Source organism: Niabella insulisoli, from assembly GCF_039652435.2.
Classification (GTDB): Bacteria; Bacteroidota; Bacteroidia; order Chitinophagales; family Chitinophagaceae; genus Niabella; species Niabella insulamsoli.
This window is the reverse complement of sequence record NZ_CP190246.1, coordinates 1,749,403-1,770,736: the sequence shown is the minus strand read 5'-3', so window position 1 is coordinate 1,770,736 and position 21,334 is coordinate 1,749,403. Positions and strand designations below refer to the sequence as shown.

General features: G+C 40.2%; 27 protein-coding genes and 1 tRNA gene. 8 read left to right on the top strand and 20 right to left on the bottom strand.

Translation table 11 applies throughout. From position 1 onward, the window contains the following. Genes ABDK00_RS07675 through ABDK00_RS07665 form a run of 3 tightly spaced genes read right to left on the bottom strand, consistent with a single transcriptional unit; the run spans position 1 to position 2,751 of the window. Positions 1-1,140 carry a CaiB/BaiF CoA-transferase family protein gene (locus ABDK00_RS07675; protein WP_346238639.1) on the bottom strand — a complete coding sequence of 380 codons (1,140 nt, stop codon included), beginning with the start codon at positions 1,138-1,140 and terminating at the stop codon, positions 1-3. Further along, entirely contained in the window at positions 1,140-2,309 is a 1,170-nt protein-coding gene (locus tag ABDK00_RS07670; protein WP_346238640.1) for an ABC transporter substrate-binding protein, read from the bottom strand. The genes ABDK00_RS07675 and ABDK00_RS07670 overlap by 1 nt, the downstream gene beginning before the upstream one ends. Next, positions 2,302-2,751 (bottom strand): MaoC family dehydratase, encoded by a 450-nt coding sequence (locus ABDK00_RS07665; protein ID WP_346238642.1) that lies wholly within the window; start codon positions 2,749-2,751, stop codon positions 2,302-2,304. Before ABDK00_RS07665 ends, ABDK00_RS07670 begins: the two co-directional genes overlap by 8 nt. A 168-nt stretch (positions 2,752-2,919) precedes the next feature. Between ABDK00_RS07665 and ABDK00_RS07660 the strand changes: the two genes are divergently transcribed. Further along, positions 2,920-3,393, top strand: coding sequence for a 23S rRNA (pseudouridine(1915)-N(3))-methyltransferase RlmH (locus tag ABDK00_RS07660; RefSeq protein WP_346238643.1), 474 nt, complete (start codon positions 2,920-2,922; stop codon positions 3,391-3,393). A 16-nt stretch (positions 3,394-3,409) separates the two neighbouring features. Here ABDK00_RS07660 and ABDK00_RS07655 read toward each other — a convergent pair whose 3' ends face one another. Continuing rightward, positions 3,410-3,922, bottom strand: coding sequence for a hypothetical protein (locus ABDK00_RS07655; RefSeq protein WP_346238644.1), 513 nt, complete (start codon positions 3,920-3,922; stop codon positions 3,410-3,412). Positions 3,923-4,008: 86 nt separating this feature from the next. Between ABDK00_RS07655 and ABDK00_RS07650 the strand changes: the two genes are divergently transcribed. Further along, positions 4,009-4,082: transfer RNA gene (locus ABDK00_RS07650), tRNA-Asp, on the top strand. Between the two features lie 196 nt (positions 4,083-4,278). Continuing rightward, positions 4,279-5,652: a site-specific integrase gene (locus ABDK00_RS07645; protein ID WP_346238645.1), complete on the top strand. Its 1,374-nt coding sequence runs from the start codon at positions 4,279-4,281 to the stop codon at positions 5,650-5,652. A 127-nt stretch (positions 5,653-5,779) separates the two neighbouring features. On the opposite strand, the gene ABDK00_RS07640 is transcribed toward ABDK00_RS07645, so the two are convergent. Continuing rightward, positions 5,780-6,130: a response regulator gene (locus ABDK00_RS07640; protein ID WP_346238646.1), complete on the bottom strand. Its 351-nt coding sequence runs from the start codon at positions 6,128-6,130 to the stop codon at positions 5,780-5,782. Positions 6,131-6,160: 30 nt separating this feature from the next. Continuing rightward, positions 6,161-7,270: a PAS domain-containing sensor histidine kinase gene (locus ABDK00_RS07635; protein WP_346238647.1), complete on the bottom strand. Its 1,110-nt coding sequence runs from the start codon at positions 7,268-7,270 to the stop codon at positions 6,161-6,163. 1,250 nt (positions 7,271-8,520) lie between these two features. On the opposite strand from ABDK00_RS07635, the gene ABDK00_RS07630 reads away from it, so the two are divergent. Beyond that, positions 8,521-8,745, top strand: a complete 225-nt coding sequence (locus ABDK00_RS07630) for a hypothetical protein (RefSeq protein WP_346238648.1) — start codon at positions 8,521-8,523, stop codon at positions 8,743-8,745. 35 nt (positions 8,746-8,780) lie between these two features. Here the strand turns inward: ABDK00_RS07630 and ABDK00_RS07625 are convergent, their stop codons facing one another. The 8 genes from ABDK00_RS07625 to ABDK00_RS07590 form a co-directional block, all read right to left on the bottom strand. Further along, the gene (locus ABDK00_RS07625; protein WP_346238649.1) at positions 8,781-9,056 is read right to left on the bottom strand and encodes a hypothetical protein; all 276 of its coding nucleotides are present in this window, start codon (positions 9,054-9,056) and stop codon (positions 8,781-8,783) included. Positions 9,057-9,145: 89 nt separating this feature from the next. Beyond that, the gene (locus ABDK00_RS07620) at positions 9,146-9,412 is read right to left on the bottom strand and encodes an RNA recognition motif domain-containing protein (RefSeq protein WP_008582790.1); all 267 of its coding nucleotides are present in this window, start codon (positions 9,410-9,412) and stop codon (positions 9,146-9,148) included. 223 nt (positions 9,413-9,635) lie between these two features. Continuing rightward, positions 9,636-9,914 carry a hypothetical protein gene (locus tag ABDK00_RS07615; RefSeq protein ID WP_346238650.1) on the bottom strand — a complete coding sequence of 93 codons (279 nt, stop codon included), beginning with the start codon at positions 9,912-9,914 and terminating at the stop codon, positions 9,636-9,638. A gap of 228 nt (positions 9,915-10,142) precedes the next feature. After that, positions 10,143-10,394: a hypothetical protein gene (locus ABDK00_RS07610; protein ID WP_346238651.1), complete on the bottom strand. Its 252-nt coding sequence runs from the start codon at positions 10,392-10,394 to the stop codon at positions 10,143-10,145. Between the two features lie 52 nt (positions 10,395-10,446). Beyond that, on the bottom strand, positions 10,447-11,187 hold the full coding sequence (locus tag ABDK00_RS07605; RefSeq protein ID WP_346238652.1) for an acyl-CoA desaturase: 741 nt from the start codon (positions 11,185-11,187) through the stop codon (positions 10,447-10,449). A gap of 299 nt (positions 11,188-11,486) precedes the next feature. Next, entirely contained in the window at positions 11,487-11,708 is a 222-nt protein-coding gene (locus tag ABDK00_RS07600) for a hypothetical protein (RefSeq protein WP_346238653.1), read from the bottom strand. A gap of 97 nt (positions 11,709-11,805) precedes the next feature. After that, on the bottom strand, positions 11,806-12,324 hold the full coding sequence (locus tag ABDK00_RS07595) for a helix-turn-helix domain-containing protein (protein ID WP_428400439.1): 519 nt from the start codon (positions 12,322-12,324) through the stop codon (positions 11,806-11,808). 179 nt (positions 12,325-12,503) lie between these two features. Further along, positions 12,504-13,556: a fatty acid desaturase family protein gene (locus tag ABDK00_RS07590; protein WP_090390069.1), complete on the bottom strand. Its 1,053-nt coding sequence runs from the start codon at positions 13,554-13,556 to the stop codon at positions 12,504-12,506. Positions 13,557-14,302: 746 nt separating this feature from the next. On the opposite strand from ABDK00_RS07590, the gene ABDK00_RS07585 reads away from it, so the two are divergent. From ABDK00_RS07585 to ABDK00_RS07575, 3 genes are all read left to right on the top strand, one after another. Then, positions 14,303-15,538 (top strand): DEAD/DEAH box helicase, encoded by a 1,236-nt coding sequence (locus ABDK00_RS07585; RefSeq protein WP_346238655.1) that lies wholly within the window; start codon positions 14,303-14,305, stop codon positions 15,536-15,538. A 106-nt stretch (positions 15,539-15,644) separates the two neighbouring features. Continuing rightward, positions 15,645-15,809 carry a hypothetical protein gene (locus ABDK00_RS07580; protein WP_018629337.1) on the top strand — a complete coding sequence of 55 codons (165 nt, stop codon included), beginning with the start codon at positions 15,645-15,647 and terminating at the stop codon, positions 15,807-15,809. 403 nt (positions 15,810-16,212) lie between these two features. Next, complete coding sequence (locus tag ABDK00_RS07575) at positions 16,213-16,512, top strand: hypothetical protein (RefSeq protein WP_346238656.1); 300 nt, start codon at positions 16,213-16,215, stop codon at positions 16,510-16,512. 9 nt (positions 16,513-16,521) lie between these two features. Here the strand turns inward: ABDK00_RS07575 and ABDK00_RS07570 are convergent, their stop codons facing one another. Further along, the gene (locus tag ABDK00_RS07570) at positions 16,522-16,770 is read right to left on the bottom strand and encodes a hypothetical protein (RefSeq protein ID WP_346238657.1); all 249 of its coding nucleotides are present in this window, start codon (positions 16,768-16,770) and stop codon (positions 16,522-16,524) included. Between the two features lie 78 nt (positions 16,771-16,848). On the opposite strand from ABDK00_RS07570, the gene ABDK00_RS07565 reads away from it, so the two are divergent. Then, the gene (locus ABDK00_RS07565; RefSeq protein ID WP_346238658.1) at positions 16,849-17,043 is read left to right on the top strand and encodes a hypothetical protein; all 195 of its coding nucleotides are present in this window, start codon (positions 16,849-16,851) and stop codon (positions 17,041-17,043) included. 236 nt (positions 17,044-17,279) lie between these two features. On the opposite strand, the gene ABDK00_RS07560 is transcribed toward ABDK00_RS07565, so the two are convergent. From ABDK00_RS07560 to ABDK00_RS07540, 5 genes are all read right to left on the bottom strand, one after another. Then, complete coding sequence (locus ABDK00_RS07560) at positions 17,280-17,897, bottom strand: DedA family protein (RefSeq protein WP_346238659.1); 618 nt, start codon at positions 17,895-17,897, stop codon at positions 17,280-17,282. A gap of 318 nt (positions 17,898-18,215) precedes the next feature. Continuing rightward, a complete protein-coding gene (locus tag ABDK00_RS07555; protein WP_428400320.1) occupies positions 18,216-19,271 on the bottom strand; it encodes an IS3 family transposase in 1,056 nt (351 codons plus the stop codon). Beyond that, positions 19,268-19,585 carry a transposase gene (locus tag ABDK00_RS07550; protein WP_346239625.1) on the bottom strand — a complete coding sequence of 106 codons (318 nt, stop codon included), beginning with the start codon at positions 19,583-19,585 and terminating at the stop codon, positions 19,268-19,270. The genes ABDK00_RS07555 and ABDK00_RS07550 overlap by 4 nt, the downstream gene beginning before the upstream one ends. 25 nt (positions 19,586-19,610) lie before the next feature. After that, positions 19,611-20,687, bottom strand: a complete 1,077-nt coding sequence (locus ABDK00_RS07545; RefSeq protein WP_346239557.1) for a restriction endonuclease — start codon at positions 20,685-20,687, stop codon at positions 19,611-19,613. Between the two features lie 34 nt (positions 20,688-20,721). Continuing rightward, the gene (locus tag ABDK00_RS07540; RefSeq protein WP_346239555.1) at positions 20,722-21,288 is read right to left on the bottom strand and encodes a hypothetical protein; all 567 of its coding nucleotides are present in this window, start codon (positions 21,286-21,288) and stop codon (positions 20,722-20,724) included. Positions 21,289-21,334: the final 46 nt, after the last annotated feature.

Genomic DNA, 21,334 nt, shown 5'->3' with positions numbered 1-21,334 from the left:
TTATGAAAGCAATTCTTCTTTAATTTTTTCAGTATGCTCGCCCAGCTCCGGCGCGGCCAATTTTGCACCAACGGCCTTTCCGTCAATGCGAATCGGGCATCTTGTGGTTGTAAAACTTTTATCGCCATTTGCGGCGATTTTACTTTCCATGCCTGTGCTTTTATACAAAGGCGTCTGTGTTAAAGTGTCCCAATTGTGCACTTCCGAAGCCCACAAACCCAAGGCCATCAGGCGCTGTAGCCAAAACGCGGTTTCTTTTACGAGCAACTGTTCGGCAATAATACTTTTTATTTCATCGCGCTTTTCAAAAACGTCGGCCGGGGCATAATTACCCAAACTTGCAATACCAAGGGCTTCCTGTAGCAGCGGCATGCTCATCATCGCCAGCGCAATATATCCATCTTTGGTTTTATAAATGCCATAGGGAGCGCCCAGCAAAGGGTTCCCGTTACTAACTTTGCTCCTTTTAATACTTTGCCGGCTATGATAATGCGTTGTGAGCAGCTCAAACTGAAAACTCAACCCTGATTCTAAAAGGCTGAGTTCCACAAATGCGCCCAGGCCGGTTTTTTGCCGGCGGATCAAAGCAGCCAGAATACCCTGAACGGCATGAATGCCGCAAATACTGTCCACAATGGAAAGCCCGAAAGGCATGGGGCCTTCGCCGTCATCACCTGTAGTGTAGGCGAGGCCCGATAAAGATTGAATCAAAAGATCCTGGCCGGGCTTATTTTTCCAAGGGCCCTTTTTTCCGTAGCCTGTTATTTCTGCGTAAACAATCCTCTCATTAATCGATTTTACATCGCTATAGGCTAACCCGATCCTTTCCATAACGCCGGGCCGGAAATTGTGGGTCACCACATCTGCTTTAGCTAATATTTTTTTTACTGCTTCGCGATCTGCTTCATTCTTAAGGTCGGCGGCGAAACTTTCCTTACCGCGGTTGATGGCGTGAAAATTGAGCGCATCATCGCCCAGCCAAAGATTTTTTACCGCAAGTTTGCGGCAGGGGTCGCCGCTCCCGGGGCGTTCGATTTTTATAACACGCGCGCCCAAATCTGCCAACCTCAACCCGGCTGAAGGCCCGGATAGATACTGGCTAAACTCGACAACTAATAAACCTTTTAATGGCAAAAACATCAGGCGGGAATTTTTATCCGGTTTTTTTCAATAGAAGCAATATATAAACGATTCATCTTTTCAAGGACTTTATTTTCATCTGTTTGCTTTCCTAACAGATATTCCTGAACATAAGCTCCGGCTTCATCCTGAAAATGGAGGTACCCATGGTAACGCGGCCGCAAAAACCCATGCTCCATCGCAGGCAATGTATTTTTAAAGAAATGATGAGTAAGCTGATTATTTAAATCATTGGTCCATGCTTTCAGGTAGCCCGGCTGCCCTTCATTATAAATATAACCATTGGTTTGGTACGAGGGCGAACAAACCATTTCTGCAAAAGCCACCGCCTCCTGCTTATGCTTTGAAAACGCAGATACCGAAAGCCCCGTTCCACCAATCGTCGTTCTCAATGGCTTCTCGTTATAACGTACCGGCATTCCATATTCAAGCAACTGCTTCGCATATCCGATGCGCGAGTAATTGCTGTAACCGTAGGCAAACGGACAATACCAGTAATCGTCCGTCTGGCTCATGAGCTCCGCCACCGCGATTGGGTTTTTATTAAACATGGAGCGATCCACATTTGAATATAGCTCGTTCATCATTTGAAGCGCCGCTTTGCCTGTGGCCGATGGAATGATTTCTTCCTGGCTTTCAAAGGGGGTGCCGCCCTGCGCTATACAAAATGTATAAAAGTTCATTAATAAATCGATGGGAATAGCAGGTACCGCCACTTTTCCAACTTTGGCCAGTTCAATAACTTCTTCCCATGTCTGGGGCAGTTTGGCATTGGCGGCTGCAAATAAATCTTTTCGATAGCTGGCTACCGGCGTTGCTGCATCAATAGCTAACGCCCATTGATGGCCGCCGTAATTATAACTGGCATGCGATGGGCCAACACTATTTGCCAATTGATCTGTGAGATACTCAGCCGATAGATATTCATCAAGCGCTAACACGCACTTAGTGGCGGCCGCGGTACCCACCCATGGATGATCGATAATTAACAGGTCGTATTGTTCAGTCAGTTGCTCGATCGGAAAATCAGCAAATTGCTGGAGGCTACGCTTGTGCCATTGTATTTCAATACCCGGATGTTGCTCGGTGAAACGCTGGGCAGCAGCCATCAATGGCGTGATACCTCTGCTGTGGTTCCAGGTAATGCCCTTAAGTACGATATCAGCCATTACTATTTCTTTTTTCTACAAGAAGCAGGTGTTCGCACACCATAACCAATTCATTGTGCTGATTGTGCACTTCCACCAATTCGGTAACAATACCGTAGGCAGGCTTTTTATGATCGCGTTTTCCCTTGATGGTTATAGTGGCTTTGATCGTGTCATTGATAAATACGGGATTGATAAAGCGTAAGCGGTCATAACCATAGGTCATGGCCACTTCATTGATAACGCCGGCTGAAAGGCCCACCCCTACAGAAAAGATTAAAGTGCCGTGGGCAATGCGCCTTTTAAAAGGCTGCGTTTTGCACCACTCCTCATCCATGTGATGGGGATAAAAATCGCCGGACTGGCCCGCATGTAATACAATATCAGCATCGGTAATCGTTCGGCCAGTTGTCTTTCGGGAATCTTCTAATACAAAGTCTTCAAAATATAATTTAACGCTCATATGTCAAGCCATTTATCGCAAATCGAAAATAGACGAAGCATTAGCGTTAAAAAATGGGTTGTTTGACTAATGTGATGGAAGATTTTACTAAGGAAGCATAGGTTTACAGAGTGGCTTCCAGATAAGAATAGCTACCTTCGCGATCTTTATAATCAAGCGCGTTTTTGTATGAAAATAGCATTCTGGTCGATAGGAAAAAGTCACGACCCATATGTGAAATCCGGCGTGGAAGACTTTTCAAAACGCATTCAAAACTACTTTAAACTTGAATGGGAAATTTTTCCGCCGTTAAAAAATGCAGGTAAATTATCCATCGATGAAACAAAGAAAATGGAAGGTGCGGTCGTCATTTCCAGGATTCAAAAAGACGATTTTCTGATCGCACTTGAAGAACGCGGTAAACAACTCACATCTGAAGCATTGGCTCAGCAAATTCAGCACTGCGCCAACCTTTCTGTCAAACGGATCGTTTTTTTGATTGGCGGGGCTTACGGTATTGATGAGCAGGTTTTGCGCCGCGCAAACTTTCAGTGGAGTATATCAAAATTGGTGTTCCCACATCAGTTGGTGCGGCTTATTTTGGCAGAACAGGTGTATCGCGCGTGCACGATTCTAAAAAATGAAAAATACCACCATTCATAAAACGCGTCGTGCCGGTTCAGTTTTTGCGAAGCAGCTTTTTGGCCCTGGACCTGAAAGCCGGCGGCGCATTGGGAAACCGATCTTCTACAATCAGGAGTAGCTCCGGTTTAATTTCCGGGTATATTTTTGCAAATTTCGAAAGGATGCCGAGCGCAAAAGCCTGAGAAGCGATCGCTTCGTTGGGGTCTTCGATAAATCCGAAACAGGCGTCCATTAGTTCGCCGTGATAATTTTCGGGAATAGGATCGAGCTGATCAAAAGCGCGCAATATATTTCTTCGGATAGCCGCCGGCTTGCCGGTGGCTTTAAGATAATTTATCAGCCTGTCGTAATGTTTATTAATCAGCCGCGGGTGGTTCGCAACGCAATAACTGAGCGGCCAGGAAGCGCGTTGTACCAGCAAAGTTTCTTCTGAAAGAAATATTTTAAGCAGTGCATCAAAACGTTTTTGATCATTTCCAATCCAGTTAACGATATCGTTCGCCTGCGCTTTGGTGTAGGGCCTTTCCAATAAAGAAATCAGGTTCATAAGCCAAGATAAATATTTTTCAAACTTTTTTTGAAATTGTTTGGACGTAACGGAAAAGCGACTATATTTGCACTCCCAATTTGAAAGGATCGGTAGTTCAGTTGGTTAGAATGCCGCCCTGTCACGGCGGAGGTCGCGGGTTCGAGTCCCGTCCGGTCCGCAAAAAAGGATTATCAGCAATGATGATCCTTTTTGCTTTTTACCCTACTTTACTTTTAAGGGGCTGACTTTCAAAGTCTCATAACAAAATCCACTGAGAATCTTTACTACCTTTAAAACAGCTTAACAATTTTAAAAAGTAGACCAAAAGTAGACCTGATTTCAGGCTACTCAAGTCGATTAAAATTGTTCAGGTTATGTCTCTCCCAATTAAGCTAATTTGTCGAAAAAACCGGGTTCATGCTGATGGAACCTGCTCCATTTTTGTTCAGTATTGTTGCAATGAAAATCAGAAACCTTTATTTGGAACGGATGTCAAAATCCCACCCATCTATTGGGATAACGGAAGCCGCTGTATTAGTGATCGGCTACCTGCAACGCATGGTGACTACAACGAGCTCAATAATGAGCTAAAACGACTGAAAAAAATTGTAGAAGACATTGTTACCTATGCCGGATTAAAGAAAATTCCAATTGAGGCACGCGCTGAGTTTACAAAGAAACATTTTTCGCCGACTTTTGACTTTGATGATATTGAAGCAAAAGAAAAAGAAGCCGCAGAACAACAGGAAACCGAAAAGAAGAACAAGCTCAGTGTTTATTATCAATTTGATGAGTTTATAAAATCCAAGAAACGGAAGGTAAGTAAAGCCACTCTAACTGTTTATGGTAACGTAAAATCCCATTTGCTCGCCTTCGAGGAATTCCGTAATCAGCAGGTCACTTTTGATAGCTTTGATTTTAGCTTCTATGAAGATTTTGTGGACTACCTGACGTTTGAGCATGTACATATTCGCAGAAAAACATTGCTGGTCGGGCTTAAATTAAACACTATTGGAAAAACGATCAAGCATCTCCGGGGTTTTATTAAAGACCGGGTCAAAAGAAAAGTTATTAAGCCCATCGACCTGTCCGATTTCAGAATACCGGAGGAAGAAAGCGACGCCATATACCTCACCTATGAGGAGATCGCCAAAATCTACCAAACCGATCTGTCAGAACATCCCCATCTTATAGAGTACAGGGATTTATTTGTTCTAGCTTGTTTAACAGGGCTGCGATTTTCAGACTTTTCAACTCTTCGACCAGAGGATCTCCAAAGGGATATGCTCTATAAAAAGCAGGAAAAATCCGACCATTGGGTGATTATTCCTTTACGGCACGAAGCAAAACTGATCTTCACCCGTCAGTTCCGCGACCGCATACCAGAGTTGACAAATCCTGAATTTAATAGACATATTAAGACCATTGGGAAACTTGCGGGAATTACCCAAATAGTAAAATTCTCCTACAAAAAAGGCAACCAAACAATAACGGTAACGAAGCCAAAATATGAGTGGATCACATCTCATACTGCACGCCGTTCTTTCTGTACTAACGAATTTTTAGCCGGTACACCTGTTGAACTCATTATGAAAATAAGTGGTCACAAAAGAACAAAGGATTTTTACAAATATATCCGCATTACACCTGAAGAAGCGGCCAATAAAATTAAAGAATTGTGGTTGGCCCGAAATGATATGAAATTGATAAAAGAGTCGGTAACTGAAATGGAATTGCAGTATAATTAAAAATGAAGGACGAAAGAGGTAGCTCTTCGACAGCAGGTTACTTTAGGTGTAACGATGATTACGTATCAAATCTAACCGTTTGGCTCCAGGAGATTGTTGAAATCAGATATTAAGCAGTTCATTATTTTTAAGAAACCTGTTTAACTGTTGTAATAATTTCATCAATGCTAAACGGCTTATTAATAAAAGCTTCGGCACAAGGGTCTGCTATATTATCAAACTGATGCGCTGACATTAAGATTACTGGTATATGGCTTGTTGAGCTGTTCTTTTTTATCTGCTTACACAAATCAATGCCATTACCATCGGGGAGCATAATATCAAGTATGATTATATCAGGGCGCTTTACTTCCAGGGCAGCATCCAGGTCTTTAGCCGAAGCACCTGTTCTAACCTCATAAAATGCGCTTTCAAGAATAAGTGCTACCAAATAGCGTATATCATCATCGTCCTCTATTACTAAAACATCTTTTTTCACGCCAGATAAATTACTTAATAAAAATTGTTTCTAATTTTTCTTTTGCGGGACTGAAAAGGCAAATACGGACCCACGGCCTTTCTGACTCTTTACCTCTATTGTTCCCCCGTGCCGCACGATGATTTCTTTGCTTATATACAAACCAATTCCTAATCCGGAAATATTTGACTGACCGTTAACAGCCCGGTAAAACTGGCTAAAAATTTCGGCTAAATGTTCATTATCAATACCAATACCTTCATCTGTGACTGACAAATGAATGTTGTTAGGTGATTCCCATATTTTTATTTCAACATCACCTCCCGATGGAGAATACTTAATTGCGTTATTAAAAAAATTTATAAGTACCTGTTCCAGACGAGTCCTATCGGCATAAACGATTATAGAATCCCTGTTTTTAAAAACAAGGCGATGTTTGTCAAAGTGGATAAAGGTAGAAAGGACTTCCGCAACCATTTCAACAATATTAAAGAATTCATAGCGAAGCTGAAGTTTTCCAAGTTGAATGCGGGAGACATCCAAAAGGTCACTCAGTAACATTGATAATTTATTTACCTGCCGGATACATCTTTCAAGCAAACTGAAATTAATACCCTCCCGGGAAACGTTCTTTTGTAGTACTTCTAAAAAGCCACGCAAAGAAGTTATAGGCGTTTTTAGCTCATGAGTTGCCAATGCAATAAATTCATCTTTTTTTTTGTTCAAGATTTTAATTTCCTCATAAAGCTGTTCTTTTTCCTCCTTGTTCATAATGTTTTCAGAAATATCCCGTGCAATTTTAGATGCTCCAATAATTTCATTACGCTCATTAAATATCGGTGACAAGGTGAGCGAAATGGGGATTTGTCTGCCGTCCCTGGTGAGACGAGTCGTTTCAAAATGTTCCAACCGCAAACCCTTGGAAATTTGTTGTATAATAAAATCCTCTTCGTGTATCCGGTCTTTTGGTATAATGAGTGATATATGTCTACCCAGTACTTCTTTTTCTGAATAGCCAAAAAGTCTTTCAGCAGCAGGATTCCAGCTTGTTATAATACCCTTCAGGGTTTTACTTATTATTGCATCCTGAGAAGAGGATACAATCGCTGCAAGTAAGGCCTGTTTTTCTTCTGCTAATAATCCGGAGTTGTGACTATTCATTTTATATAAAGTCTGTAAGTAGTGCGTTGGCCGCCTTTTTAGTGCAAGAAAGCCTAACAATCTTTAAAAGCCTGCAATTCTCAATCCATAAATAAGGTTTTGTACAAAAAAGCCCTATAGTGTTTAATATACGTCTATTAGGGGGTGAATGTATAAACGAAAAGCTCATTCTATGTATATTAACAACAACTCTTTAGTACTTAGCCCTGCCAGGCAGCTATTTAAATAGCAACCCTTTTTATGTATGGCTTAATTTCTGCAACGCTGTTCTTTCCTTACCACAGGTACTCCCGGTGAGGAAAATATTACCCCTTTTTTCCTAGTAATACAAAAATGATATCTGAGCAGTATACACTTCTGTCGGGAATACTTCTGTTTGTGCAAGAAAAAAAGCAAGACTAATGATTTTTATAAAAGGAAAATACTTGTCAGCGGCTCATTTGAACCGGCTATAAACATAAACGAACAAAACCTGTGATATATGCAAGTCTATTGTATAGATATGTAAGGCAAATAACGATAAATTGTAGACTTTAGGGACTTTGATCTCGCTGGCATCTGAATTTATGACAGTCTCAATTTATGAACATAAAGGCAACTAAAAGCAATCGCTTTTTTGAACCGGCAACAGACGGAAAAGGAAATCTGAAACAGACGGAAGGGGCAATCATTGGGTCGAAAAAGCCCTGGTCCATGCTTGAAATGAAAAAAACAAAGAAGAAATCATCACAGGGGGTACTAGCTAACTATTCAAAGATGCGTGAGCGGATTCTAAAATTTGTAAGAAGCATACAGCTGTAGCAAATTTATTGAACAGGTGAAGATCTGTTTTTAATAAAAACAAATGTCAACCATAACCCTTTTCCTATATAAAGGTTGCATTATGCAAAAAATGCCTTTATTTAATACAAAAGATAAACTGAGTACGGTGTATAAAATAATGGCTGTAAATTTTATACGTATCGAAAAAGTGGCTCAATTTATAATAGAAGCGCCAGATGATTTTGTTTTTGAAGATGTTTCAAATGAGGTACTACATCAAATGTGTAATAATGCAAAACAAAGGATCAACCATCATTTTATAGCCGTTAAGACGACGTCCTTTAGCAGGTGCTACAAATTCATTCAAAAGAGGGTCTTTACATAAGGCCGGTTGTTAACATACTGTTCACCTGAGGATGTAAAAAAGACGTTTAAAATCAGCGTCTGAATACATTTTCAAAAAAGTTAAGGGTTTAATAAAAGGAAATATGCATATTCCTGTTCAATTTGAATTTGAAGGAAGAAACATCTTTGGTGAGCTGAGAAGAAGCAGGAAGATGAATTCCAGACATTACCGGTTATATATTAACAACCGGGAAGTGGGGGAATTTTTTAAAACAGAACGTTCCGGATGGCAATATACAACCCAACAGGGATACTTTCCGGTTATAGCCATGCAGCTATTGCAATATGTGGATGAAAGAGAAGACTGATAAAAATTGCTGCAGTTATTTTGGGTACCTGAGTTCTACAGAGTGGGGAAAGCGCTGCGCCTGATCCAGTTAAAAGCGGAAACCTCACTTTTTGCAGCGTCCGGCAGATCCCGCGTAATGGTCTGCTCAATGATCCTGCCTTCCAGGAGGCTTACCCGCCCGGCCAATGATGCGTAAAAGTTGATCAGGTAAAGCACCTGATCGCCATTATTTTTATCAAATCTTCTGCGGCTGGGCTGGCCACTAAAAGCAGGGTGTTCGTTGTTCCAGGTATAGTGAGTGCCCGACAGATCTTGTTTTTGGAAATGCATGGTACATGTTTTAAAATGAAGCACACTGAATACTCACAACAGTTATACTATTAAAAAAGAAGGGGCCGGACGGCCCCTTCGAACATTCATTACCATTTTCTATTAGACCGCTCTTCCCGTTCTTTTGCAGCCGAAACAGCAATTCTCCTGCCATCGACATCCTTACCGTCCAACTCTTTCATTGCGAGTGTGGCATCTGAAACTGAGCCCATTTCTACGAAACCAAAGCCCCGGCTCTTCCCGGTGGTTCTATCCATAATTACTTTGGCAGAAGACACTTGTCCGAAGCTGCTAAAAAGTTCGCGCAAATCATCGTCAGAGGCATGAAACCCCAGGTTTGAAACATACATGTTCATTGTAAATAAATTTTTCTTTTAAAAAATAGAGGCTAAATGCGGCAGCAAAAAAAGAAGAAGGAGAAAAATAAATGCTATTGGTGTGTAGTAGATATGTAACTGATCCTGACTTGAAGTGATGGAGTATTTATGCCTATCCTTGTAAAGATAAGGCTTTTTAGACAAATGTGATTTTTTCTTTTTAAGGGATTAAGAGAATTAAAGCAGGGATGCCATTTGCATCCTATATCCACCAAATGCCCTGTGCCACAAGGTTGCAGGATTTTATAAACAAATGAGTGACATTGCCCGGAGATGGAAACATACCACGCGCGTTGCCTGGTGTTATGAGTTCTATTATATCGTTTTTGGAATTTATAGAACAGATCTCAAATACATCCGTATCCTTTTTGCGTTCCTCATCAAATTGTTCTTCAGGAGCTCCGCTGGAAGGAAATCTTTTTATAATATCTCCTTTCCGTAATAACGGCACTTGTGCTGTTGAGATCTTTTCGCTGGTCATATCAAACAATTTAGCAGGTAAAAAATTTTAATGATGATTGTAGCAGGCACCGGAAAGGAAGTAGTACAAAGGGGAAGGCACTACAGCCGAAAACGATCTGCAGAAAAGGATATCGTAGTATAAACATAAAGGAAGCTTTCTTTTGAGCAACCAGGCCACTATATTCCTTACTGAGACGAATAAAGCTTCTTTATTAATTCCGTGACTCTTCTGGTAGCTGAATATTCTTTAAAGCCAGGAATAAACGATTAAAACTAAAATAGCTACTTTTTTAATATCGGTAACAATGTAGTAGAGCGATCCGCTTCTTAATTCATTATAGCCATCCCAATCGTCTAAATGTATCGTAGTACCTGTGGCTGCATAATTGTTTAACAATGCAATAGCGTTTCCGGTAAAACAGACATTCGTCGATATGTTTTCTTTATCCCCGCCCAGGATGTTCAGTTTGTTGCCTGCATGAAATTGATTTTTAGACATAAAAGGCGTTTTTAAATTATAGTAAATAAAGCGGGTAGAAAAATACGTTTCCTTAAGCCATTACCGGTTTTTTGGCAAAGCGTATAATGCGCAGCGATTTTAATAACAGGATAACCGGGTACACCGGATCTACCTCGTGCCAGCGGTTACCAAAATTTACAGAAGACGGATGTTTATGATGATTGTTATGATACGATTCTCCCAGCATTAACACATCTACCACCAGTAAATTGCGTGATGTATTTCTTAGTCTGAAGTTTATATATCCGTATTTATGTGCAAACCAATTTACCAAAGCTCCATGAAAAGCGCCCATCGTAATAACAACAGGTAGCAATAGCCACCACCAGAACGAAGAAGCAAAAATCAAAAAAAATGAAATATAGATCGCTACCCAAAGTATACGTGACAGCGGGGAGTTTGCCCAGCGATCAAAACTGTGCCAGTGGGGCAGGTTCTTTTCAAATCGTTTTTCTATAGGATATCGCTGGTGTACGATCGCTGAATAGATTTTTTTAGTACGCCACATCATGCTAAACATATTGGAAGAAAAATTAGGTGAGTGCGGGTCTTTTTCCGTATCTGTATAAGCATGATGCATCCGGTGCATGATTGCATAAGCCCGCGCACTCATGTAGGAAGACCCCTGGGTTATATAGGAAAATACGAAAAAGAAGCGCTCCCAGAACCTGCTCATCGTAAAGGAACCATGCGCCGCATAGCGGTGCTGAAAAAAAGTCTGACTGAATAGCGAAAGATACCACAGCGCTACAAAAAAAATTAGAATCGTCATAATAATACTATGATGCGGAAAACAGGAATGCAGAAAACGGTATGAAAAGGAGCCGCTTTTAAAGGAGAAGAAGAAGGGGGCGGGAACCCGTGGATGTTTCGCTGTATCTGTAACCAGCTAAAGATACAACCTTTTGATCATATGGTCAAATAGAATGCAATAGCTGTAGCGATGGGCGATGGATCGTTTCGCCGTTTTAATGGCTATAATGCAACAACAAAAAAAGGCAGAATATTTCTTTCTGCCCCACGTTTTCAATAAGATGGATTTCTTTACTGGTATATAAAACAGATGAAGGGTTAGGCGCTGGGTTGTACTTTCCTGAGAATATTAATTACCTCGTCTCTTTTTTTGTTAAGCCGGGTTCCTACCCTGGTGAGTAGGTCATTCTCATTCCCTTTTTCAAATTTCAGATCGGCATCCACTAAAAGCGGATATTTTTCTTTAAGTGTCTTTGACTGACTGGTCCAATCTCCTATCATTTTAAAATTTTCATTGTTTGTGATTTTACCTGTGTACATGACATTTTATTTAATTTGTAACGGATTTGTTACGCAACAAAGGTCAGGTGTTTTTGGAGCGCTATTACTACACATTTGTTCATTAAACTTACAAATATCACAGGTTTTCTAGGTTTTGCTTACGTTTTAGCTTCAATTGCTTATAAAAAGAAGGAGTTAGTCCTGTGATCTTTTTAAACTGGTTAGATAAATGCGCTGCACTACTATAATTAAGTCTGTAAGAAATTTCTGTCAGGTTCAATTCATCATATAACAGCAATTCCTTTACTTTTTCAATTTTATGCATAATGATAAATTGCTGCAGGTTGATGCCCTTTACCTCTGAAAAGGTGTTGGAAAGATAAGTATAGCTGTATCCTAACTGTTTACTGATATAATCAGAATAGTTTACTTTAGGTAATTCGTCCGCATGGTGGATCATTTCCGTTACAACGTTTTTTATTTTCTCAATCAGGATACTCTTTTTGTCGTCCAGTAATTCCAGGCCATACCTAAGCAGGTTTATTCCAAGCAGATGGCGCTGGCCTTCGGTAATTGTTTCCTGAAGATCAACCATGCCAAGATCTACAGAACCGTGCTGAATGCCCAGTTTTTTCAATTCCTCTTGTACTACCATTTTGCATCGGAGGCTTACCATGTATTTTATATATATCCTCATTGCTACGCTTTACCAGGCTAAGATTCCTCCCCGGCCGGTTTCATCATGTACTCACACTTTACAGAGTTGTTATCCGGGCCTGATTGTGAGGCATGTTATCAAAAGACTCATTTTGAGGAAAAGATCGATGGCATGAATCAGGATTTACCCGGGATCCTTTGTGTGCGTTCCCTCATCAGGCAAATAGCCTGTTCCCTGGTTTCAAATGTATTATTGATGTTAACCAGATTACTGGCCAGTTTATTATATTGCCGGGTCATTAAATAATAAAAAACATGAAGATAATGGATGCCATCAAATACAATGGCTTTCTGCCGTGCAAACTCATCCTGTCGCTTTAAAAACTCCTGCGGCATGTCTGTATAATGCATACCCGGCCGCAAGTGATGTATGATATGGTACCCATCATTCCAGCAGGTGTGATTATAGGGCGTATTAATACAGTTAATTGAATTTGTATAGATGTTTTCAGGATTGCTGCCGTCTATAAACGAATGTTGTGCCCAGTTCCCCAGCATCATTACAAACCGGGCAAACAGCAACGGAAAAACACATACCATTAATGTGGCCTTCAAATTGACAAAGCAGAGCACAATACAAAAAATGATGTATGACCATTCTCCAACGGTTAACCGGGTGTACAATTTCTTCCTTTTACGGCTATATAAATACTGAAAGGTTTGCATCACTCCCAAAAACAGAAAGTTAAAAAAATAAGATAAAAAGCTTTTGAAACTATCCCTTTGGTAGTGCATCGTACTGCTGGAGTCTTCTTCGTTATTGTTTTCAACATGATGCATTCCCATGTGGTGGCTGAAATAACTTTCGGGAGTATGTCCAAACAGCGGGCAAATAATCCAGCTGATGTACCCATGAATTTTTTGCTGATGACCGGGCTTAAACATTTTCCTGTGGCACAGGCAATGGAACATTAAACCGAAGCGGCCCTTAAAATAAAACTGAGAAAAGTAAAAATAGATAAGCGCCACCAGCCACCATGCCCATCCTTTTAACAGGGGGGTAAAAAGCAGCAGTGCAACCGGCAATATGAAAATATGGATCCGGGTAAGCAGATACATAAAGGGAAGATCCCGTTTGTCATTCATAAAGCGGAGCCAGAAATTTTCGTAACGGCTAAAATGGGCTTTAGTTGTATAAACGGGATCCGTTAAGGCGGATAAAATTTTCATTCGTAAATTTTTATTGTTTTTAGACGCCCGATGTATTGGAGTAACCTTTGATTCGAAAAGCTCTCTCACATCGGATTTATCCGTATATTCTATTATTGTTCGCCGTTGGTGGAAGACTTTAGCAGCTGGTTTGAATTTCGCACATTGTGTTGTGTGGAGAATAATAATTGTGCTCCGTTTCAGGCAGACATTTTAAATATGTAGTTAAATATTTTCGTAAGATACTTATTTAAACCGGCATTATTAATATTTACTGGCTTTGCCGGTGTTAAAGAATCGCCATTATCGGGATTGTAATTGTTCTGATTATTTGCAATAGGTCAATAAGGTAACTTATTTATTACCCTGTTTGCTGCGGCCGGTATTCGATAATTGGTTGACCTCTAATGGCTGAGATGGATGCAGGCCTTTTATTAAAATGAAATTTTCATCAAGCACCTGACTTTGATTTGCTTTTATAGACTACCAGGGTTTATATAAAACATTGATTATAAACAAAGCCAAAACCCACCTGTAATCAATGATTTCTATTTTTCAGAAAAAGCACAAAACGTCATCGCTGTGAAAATATAATGATCAATACCGGTTAAATGAACTACCTTCGGTTCTTTGTATGTTGTCCTACACTGGATTTGTCTTCCTTCCCCCATTCAAATATAGTGATTGCTTAACGTAAGACAGGCATCGCCTTCGCACTGTTTGTGAATAGCATTGCCCTATTTTATCATTTTTTAATTTACTTAATTTTGTCATTTAACAATTTACAGCTCATTGCGCCTTTGCTAAAGGCGCTGAGCGACACATGCTATACTACACCCACTCCTGTACAGGAACAATCCATCCCGGTAATTTTGCAAAACAGAGATGTGCTTGCCTGTGCTCAAACCGGCACCGGCAAAACGGCCTCTTTTGCCCTTCCGCTGTTGCAACTGTTGCACCTCCAGGGAGCAACAAAGCAAAATAATTGCCGGGCTTTAATTTTAGTACCTACGCGGGAGCTGGCGCTACAGGTGGCGGAAAGTTTTGGTGTTTACGGAAAGTACCTTTCGTTAAAACACCTGGCAGTTTTTGGAGGCGTATCTCAATATAATCAGGTGAAAGCATTGCGGCAAAAGGCTGATGTTCTTATTGCAACTCCCGGCCGTTTGCTGGATTTACTTAACCAGGGCTGCCTTTCTTTAAGCAATATTCAATACCTGGTACTGGATGAGGCTGACCGTATGCTGGATATGGGCTTTGTGAATGATGTGCGAAAGATCCTGTCCAGATTACCTTTGCAAAGACAAACAATCCTGTTTTCTGCAACCATGCCTACGGAAATTCAACAATTAGCCGGTACGCTGTTGAGCCAGCCGGTAAAAATAACAGTAACGCCACCGGCAACAACAGTTGACCGTATACAACAATCGTTGTATTACACAGAAAAGCGGTTTAAGCCTTCGTTGTTGTTGCAGTTACTGAAAGATGAGCGCATTCAGACAGTGCTGGTATTTGCGAGGACAAAACATGGAGCCGATAAGATTACCCAAAATCTTACTGGTGCGGGTATAAAAGCTGCTGCCATACACGGAAACAAATCGCAATCTGCAAGGCAAACGGCGCTCCTGAATTTTAAAAAAGGGGCAATAAAGGTGTTAGTGGCCACGGATATTGCAGCCAGAGGGATTGATGTAGACCACATGGGACATGTGATCAACTATGAGCTGCCAAATGAACCGGAAACCTATGTACATCGTATCGGGCGTACGGGAAGAGCAGGCGCAGAAGGCATTGCTATTTCTTTTTGCGATTATGAGGAGAAATTGTATTTACGCGATATTCAAAAACTGATTCGTAAAACCATACCGGTTATAAAGGGGCATGCTTTTGATGTACCCTTGATGCACGGAGATGATTTTAAAGCAGCGGATTCGTTGCAGATACCGCGCCGAACAAACCGTCCGGCTAAAAGAAAGGGCCGGTCGTTTATGCAGCATATTTAATCAACAATGCAGTAGTGCCAGAGCTCCTAGCCATATTTTTATTTTAGGTGAAAGCTTTCCGGAAATAAGCCTGCATCATAAAATACAGTGGCATAAAAATGTATTAATGGAAAATATAAAAATCGGAGACACAGTTACACTGCAGTCTCCGTTCGATTCTAAAAGACAATATACCGTGTTAGAAATAAATGGTAATTATGTTACCCTGCACCTGGCTGGGCAGCGCAAAAACCTGGTTATTTATATCAAGTGTATAAAAGGCAAACAATAGATTTAAGGAATAGGGACGATTTTTTTTATGAATTGTATGGCCCCGGGTCATAAAACAGGTTGTTTGGCCAAATTAGTTAACAATTTTGGGGCCGCTCTTTGAGAACTGTTCGTATAAAGAGTAAACACGCTAAAAAAGCTCAGCAATATATTAACGAGTTTGCCCTAAAAAAGCGGTATATTCAGGAACTGTAAATTACTCCCATGACCTGTTCTACTTTTTTAGGGATTCGGGTATCATTACAGGAAAAGCCAAGGGATTAGATCGGCAGCTTTTTTCCCGGGATACGGGACTGAATAACAGGCTTAAAATCTCCAACAGGGCACAGTCCATTTTGGTGCCGGTAAGCGTTGGTATGGATATCAGATTGCTATTATGTTTATTAACCGCAGAACAAAACAACATGGAACAAGATCCTGTTTTAATAATAACCAGCTTCCGGAAAACTGCGTTTCGATTGTTTGAAGAGCTTTACCACGATTTTAAAGAGCAGGCTGGGAAATTAGACCGTCAAACAGACGAAAATGTATTTCAACAGTTGTCCGGAAGATACGAGCGCCGGCTGCAATACCAATTGGGCCTGGAGGCCAAAGATTTGATACGCACTTATAAACGAAACGACATATTACAGTTACAGCAATCGCTTACTGAGCATATTACGTATTGCCTGTTGGAGTTTAAAAGAAAAGCCGGTAGCCTTTAGAAGGCGCCATTAGCCGGTAATCTCCAGCTTTGTAAATCCATCTCCATAAAAAACGCGGGCCAGATCTTTATTTCCGGTCTTGTCATATTCAGCAATCCTGCTTTCATCTACAATCCGCCAAAAATTTTTCAGCTTTAATTCATTATAGTCTGTCGTTTGTATAAATAGCCCTTTAATTGAAGAACGACTTTTAAACCAGATCTCGAATACGGGTCGGCTTTGTTTTTGTATGGCGCTGCCTATTTGTTCGGATGTCATATAAGTAAATATATTTATCGGGGAGGTTTGTTTATAATGATCAATGGTCTATAAGTGCATAATTATTGTTCAACGATTATGCCTGATAATATGGGCTTCATTCATCCAGCTAAACTGCATGTGAGGCCGGTGCTGCCTTTTAAAAATACATGGTATCAAATTCAAATAGTGATCAAAACACTTGGAGGACTGAAGAAATACCCAACTCTCCCAATTCTGTTATCAGGCTTCCCTATTGAAACCCAACCGTTATTTATGATTGATTTTGGTTAAACTGCGTGAATGAAAGCGGAAAGAGACAGGAATACAAAAAGTCAGAGAAATAAGAACCGTAGAAAATTTAAATTACTTTATGTGCTATTGCGTTGCTGAAGATACGCTATTAATAACATACTACAACAAAAAAAATATATTGCCGGATTACCTGGACTCAAAAAAGGAAATCAGGTATAAAGTTGGAAGATATCAGATGGAGTTGCTTCAATATGGTTCCCTTTACAAAAAGAAGATTAAATACCTGCATCAGGAGATTGTTTTTCCTTTTTGAATCTTCGTATAATTTTAATTACAACAGGCACCGTAACCAGCACAATAATTGCCATCACTACATAATTAAGGTAAGGGCGTAAAAAGGGCATGGTTCCTATTACATAACCGGCAATTGAAAAACAAAGTATCCATCCTACAGAACCAATAAAGGCAAATAACAAAAAACGGCTGAATTTTTGTTGAATGATGCCCGCAACAATGGGAGTGAAAGTGCGAATCAAAGGAAGAAATGCACCAACAATCAACGCCATGCCGCCATATCTTTTATAAAAGTTTTCCGCTTTTGTTAAATACTGCTTTTTAAAAAAAGCTGAATCTTCCCTGCGATATAAAACAGTCCCTGTCTTATAACCGACAATATAACCCGTAATATTTCCCATTAGCGAAGCTAAAATTCCTAAGCTGCACAGCGTAAAAAAGCTATGGTCCAGCACATTGGTAGCAATCAATACGCCTGCCATAAAAAGAAGCCCTCCACTTGGAAGAAAGAAACAGAAAAAAAGGCCTACCTGCCCATAAATTGCAAGGCAAACAAGTAGTAACCCGCCATATTGAATTAGTGCCTCGGGATTAAACATTTGATTTTAGTTAAACAAACTGCTTTGAAAAGCTACTTAAAATTCTCTTTTGGAGAAAACAAATTTTTGTTTACGGCAAAATTTGACTGTAACAGCACGATATAAGGCGCAATAATCGTAAAATCAAAATCCATTTTAAACTATATTTAGCCGCGGAAAGCGACCTGCCTCTTTAAATATAAGAGAGCTAATCTCTTTTAATTCCTGTATCGCCCGACTCACTTTCTGCCTCACGATTTCCAGCTGTGCATATCCAACCTCAAAATCTGCATCATACCTTGCCGAGCAATAGGACTTTTGAAGTAGCCTGAAAGTGTCTTAACCCCTTATAAACTGGACTGATTTTTCAAAATGGTTTGCTACTAATTCATCGTTATCCCGGTCACCGTCCAGGCAAAGATAAGCCGGTTCGCTGCACTTGTCAAGGCTATACAAAGCGGACTCAGCGCTCATAGCCATGCTGTCCGGCCTTGACAAGCACATCGCCCCTTGCTTCATTAGTGCCTTAACAGCTGTCCGGGATAAGCCCTGTGCCCATTTTTGCATTGGTGTAATGAAGCCTATAGCGCCATGTTTGCGTCTTCGGTTGTACCAGTGCATATATTTTTCAATGTGCTGCTTGGCGTCGTAGAAGCTTGCAAAAGAATGCCGCTCGATCAACTCATGCTGCTCGATGGAGTGAAAGGCCTCGATATAGGCATTTTCCTCAGGCGTGGCCACGTGTGTAAATTCCTGTTTTGCTTCCATCGACCGTAATGCTTCGCGAACCTTATGGGCGATGAACTGTGAACCATTGTCATTGCGGATGATGACCCCCTTTAAGCCAAAACGAAGGTCCAGCCATCGCATCAGTGCAATTACATCTGTTTGGCGGACGCTTCGCTGAAAAATCCAGCACAGGATCCTGCGGCTGAACACATCCATTATGGCTAACTGGTAATACCAGCGGCCTTCGCCCTGAACCCAGATGTATTTGATATCCAGACACAGATATTCCATAGGATGTTTTGCCTCAATTCGGCGATGCTCCACCCATTTGCGTTTACCTTGAACTTTTATACGCTTGCCGCATAATAAATGGCTTTCCTTCATTAGACGATACACCTTCTTAGGATTGATCGTGTACTCCAGATCACGCAGCTCTTCGGTCATCTTCCGGTAACCATACACGCAATAGTCCATCGAAAGAATAGCACGCATCTGGTCTACGACCAGGCTATTTTCTACCAGGCCGCAATTACCTATCATCGTGTGCGTACTCGGCCTGATCCCTCTTGGACCAGGATGAGCATGATAATACAGACTGCTCCTGGCTACTGATGCCCACTGGCAAAGAGCATTCACGCCGACCTTGCTTTTGTACTCAACGATCATTTCCTTAGTTTCTGATAATGGGCATCGCTTTTTTTTAAAAGCTCGGTTTTAAACTCCAGCTCAATGGCCTGTTTAGCTATCAGCCGCTTTAACCGTTCGTTCTCTTCCTCCAAAGCTCTGAGCTGTGGATCAACCTTCTTATAACTGGCCTTTAAACCGTCTTTGCCTTTGGCCAGATACTTTTTCCTCCAGTAACTAAGTACTGAATGAGCTAAGTTGTACTTACGGGCTACCTCGGTTGTCCCTTCCCGCTCTGCTTCCTGAAGGATGCTGTACTTCTCCTCAGGCGTAAACTGTCGTCTTGTTTTCGTCATAATTCCTAAATTTACTGTGACTAAATTAATTTACAATTTTAGTCCAGCCTTTTAGGGGGCTAAGACACTCAACGACCAAATCTTCTAAATGCCCAACGGGAACATTGGCAAAGTACAAATGGTTGTATATTATTTGCGCCTTTATAAGATTAGTATAGGAAGATAGATCAAGGACACATTTGGCAATTTCTATATCAACAATTTTAAATGATTCAAATACATTTTTTGCCTGGTTCAATATATATTCCCTAGTGGCTAAAATCAGTACTTTATCTGGCGATCTTTTGATTTTTTGAATAAACTTTACAATTTTGCTATCCTCATTAACTCCATGTTTTTTCTCGAAGAAGTTTTTACCCAGGAAATCGTCAAAAAAGAAAACCTGCTTTTTGCCATCGGCGAAAAATTCATAGCCGTCATCAATAGATTGGTTGAGATATACAAATTCATCAAATCCGTTAGATAATAAGTATAGAATTAAAATTCTTGACAATGTTGTTTTCCCAATTCCCGGAATGCCTGAAACAATAACATATCTGTTGTTTTTGAGAATGTTAAGAGACTTATTAAAACTTTCGTTTTGCACATAAAGCTTTACTTGCTCTTTGATTTCTTCAAGCTCAAACGCCGACTGGTTGTATATTTTACTGTGTAAGACTTTTTCTAAAATATTTGTACTAGACAGCCAAAGTTTGTAGTATTTCAACTCGATGTCACCATATACTGATAAGAGATTGTTTAAGTCATCTTTTCCAAAAATATCAGAACTGTCTTGGATAAAAGGATGAAACAACTTCTTAATAGCGTCTTTGTTTATGGGAGTTAAACCCACACTGGTTGTTATCATATACTTATTTGGAGAAAGCTTTTTTACCTTGTCAACTTCCTTCTTCAAATTATTAAGGAGTGAAGTATAATCTTTATATCTCTTAGCCTGGATTATTGTATTTTCATTCTTCTCTTCAGCAAATCTTAAATCAATACCATTATCCCTCCCAGTTGTAAAACTTTCGATAAAAACTGATAATTTCTTTTGTAATAAATCTCTTGAAAGGTTTTCAAATTCGTGCGGCGATAAAACTAAAAAATCATATTCTGTCATATAAAGACTTCAAAATTTAATTAATAAAATTTACTCAGATCGCTTGGGAACGCTGCTTTGTTACTCCACTATCAATTGAGGACATATACTTGCCCCAATTAGGTGCCCAATCAAAATATATCACTTTGCCATTTCCCAATGCAGCTATCTGTTCTATGGTAACCGTTAACTCATATTCAAATAGCTTTTTAATCACGTTACCAGAATTTTCTGCATATACTTCTAGCTTATACGCCCCAGGAGTCGGGCGCCATTGTTCATTTTTGGAAAGCAAAAAATGATGATAGATTGATACTCCCGTTTTGCTGACAAACAAACCACTACCTCGAACCAATCCGCTATCACCATAGGCCCAAACATTAAGATCATAAACGGCTTGGTTCGCATGAATACGAATGAACATATTTTGAATATACTGCCCCTTATCAGAAGTGCAATAAAGCAATGTTCTTAGAAAGACTTTCGGTTCATCATTACCATTTTTGCCTACTAAACAAATAATCGTAGGGCGGGTCATTTTTAATTGCCCTTTCCACATCCGAGTCAACCAAAATGTTAACGCCGAAATAAGTAATGATAATATTGAAATTGTCAGTGCCACGAGTTTAGTCTTTTTTCATATACCTGTACTTAAGCAGTTTGTAGTG

What these genes read in the sequence shown, in the direction of transcription:
- ABDK00_RS07675 (WP_346238639.1), bottom strand. Translation starts at nt 1,140, where the DNA reads ATGTTTTTGCCATTAAAAGGTTTATTAGTTGTCGAGTTTAGCCAGTAT.
- ABDK00_RS07645 (WP_346238645.1), top strand. Translation starts at nt 4,279, where the DNA reads ATGTCTCTCCCAATTAAGCTAATTTGTCGAAAAAACCGGGTTCATGCT.
- ABDK00_RS07565 (WP_346238658.1), top strand. Translation starts at nt 16,849, where the DNA reads ATGCCTGATAATATGGGCTTCATTCATCCAGCTAAACTGCATGTGAGG.
- ABDK00_RS07670 (WP_346238640.1), bottom strand. Translation starts at nt 2,309, where the DNA reads ATGGCTGATATCGTACTTAAGGGCATTACCTGGAACCACAGCAGAGGT.
- ABDK00_RS07620 (WP_008582790.1), bottom strand. Translation starts at nt 9,412, where the DNA reads ATGAACATGTATGTTTCAAACCTGGGGTTTCATGCCTCTGACGATGAT.
- ABDK00_RS07545 (WP_346239557.1), bottom strand. Translation starts at nt 20,687, where the DNA reads ATGACAGAATATGATTTTTTAGTTTTATCGCCGCACGAATTTGAAAAC.
- ABDK00_RS07610 (WP_346238651.1), bottom strand. Translation starts at nt 10,394, where the DNA reads ATGTCTAAAAATCAATTTCATGCAGGCAACAAACTGAACATCCTGGGC.
- ABDK00_RS07625 (WP_346238649.1), bottom strand. Translation starts at nt 9,056, where the DNA reads ATGCATTTCCAAAAACAAGATCTGTCGGGCACTCACTATACCTGGAAC.
- ABDK00_RS07615 (WP_346238650.1), bottom strand. Translation starts at nt 9,914, where the DNA reads ATGACCAGCGAAAAGATCTCAACAGCACAAGTGCCGTTATTACGGAAA.
- ABDK00_RS07630 (WP_346238648.1), top strand. Translation starts at nt 8,521, where the DNA reads ATGCATATTCCTGTTCAATTTGAATTTGAAGGAAGAAACATCTTTGGT.
- ABDK00_RS07605 (WP_346238652.1), bottom strand. Translation starts at nt 11,187, where the DNA reads ATGACGATTCTAATTTTTTTTGTAGCGCTGTGGTATCTTTCGCTATTC.
- ABDK00_RS07555 (WP_428400320.1), bottom strand. Translation starts at nt 19,271, where the DNA reads ATGATCGTTGAGTACAAAAGCAAGGTCGGCGTGAATGCTCTTTGCCAG.
- ABDK00_RS07560 (WP_346238659.1), bottom strand. Translation starts at nt 17,897, where the DNA reads ATGTTTAATCCCGAGGCACTAATTCAATATGGCGGGTTACTACTTGTT.
- ABDK00_RS07595 (WP_428400439.1), bottom strand. Translation starts at nt 12,324, where the DNA reads ATGGTAGTACAAGAGGAATTGAAAAAACTGGGCATTCAGCACGGTTCT.
- ABDK00_RS07570 (WP_346238657.1), bottom strand. Translation starts at nt 16,770, where the DNA reads ATGACATCCGAACAAATAGGCAGCGCCATACAAAAACAAAGCCGACCC.
- ABDK00_RS07660 (WP_346238643.1), top strand. Translation starts at nt 2,920, where the DNA reads ATGAAAATAGCATTCTGGTCGATAGGAAAAAGTCACGACCCATATGTG.
- ABDK00_RS07575 (WP_346238656.1), top strand. Translation starts at nt 16,213, where the DNA reads ATGGAACAAGATCCTGTTTTAATAATAACCAGCTTCCGGAAAACTGCG.
- ABDK00_RS07580 (WP_018629337.1), top strand. Translation starts at nt 15,645, where the DNA reads ATGGAAAATATAAAAATCGGAGACACAGTTACACTGCAGTCTCCGTTC.
- ABDK00_RS07665 (WP_346238642.1), bottom strand. Translation starts at nt 2,751, where the DNA reads ATGAGCGTTAAATTATATTTTGAAGACTTTGTATTAGAAGATTCCCGA.
- ABDK00_RS07550 (WP_346239625.1), bottom strand. Translation starts at nt 19,585, where the DNA reads ATGACGAAAACAAGACGACAGTTTACGCCTGAGGAGAAGTACAGCATC.
- ABDK00_RS07655 (WP_346238644.1), bottom strand. Translation starts at nt 3,922, where the DNA reads ATGAACCTGATTTCTTTATTGGAAAGGCCCTACACCAAAGCGCAGGCG.
- ABDK00_RS07590 (WP_090390069.1), bottom strand. Translation starts at nt 13,556, where the DNA reads ATGAAAATTTTATCCGCCTTAACGGATCCCGTTTATACAACTAAAGCC.
- ABDK00_RS07635 (WP_346238647.1), bottom strand. Translation starts at nt 7,270, where the DNA reads ATGAATAGTCACAACTCCGGATTATTAGCAGAAGAAAAACAGGCCTTA.
- ABDK00_RS07600 (WP_346238653.1), bottom strand. Translation starts at nt 11,708, where the DNA reads ATGTACACAGGTAAAATCACAAACAATGAAAATTTTAAAATGATAGGA.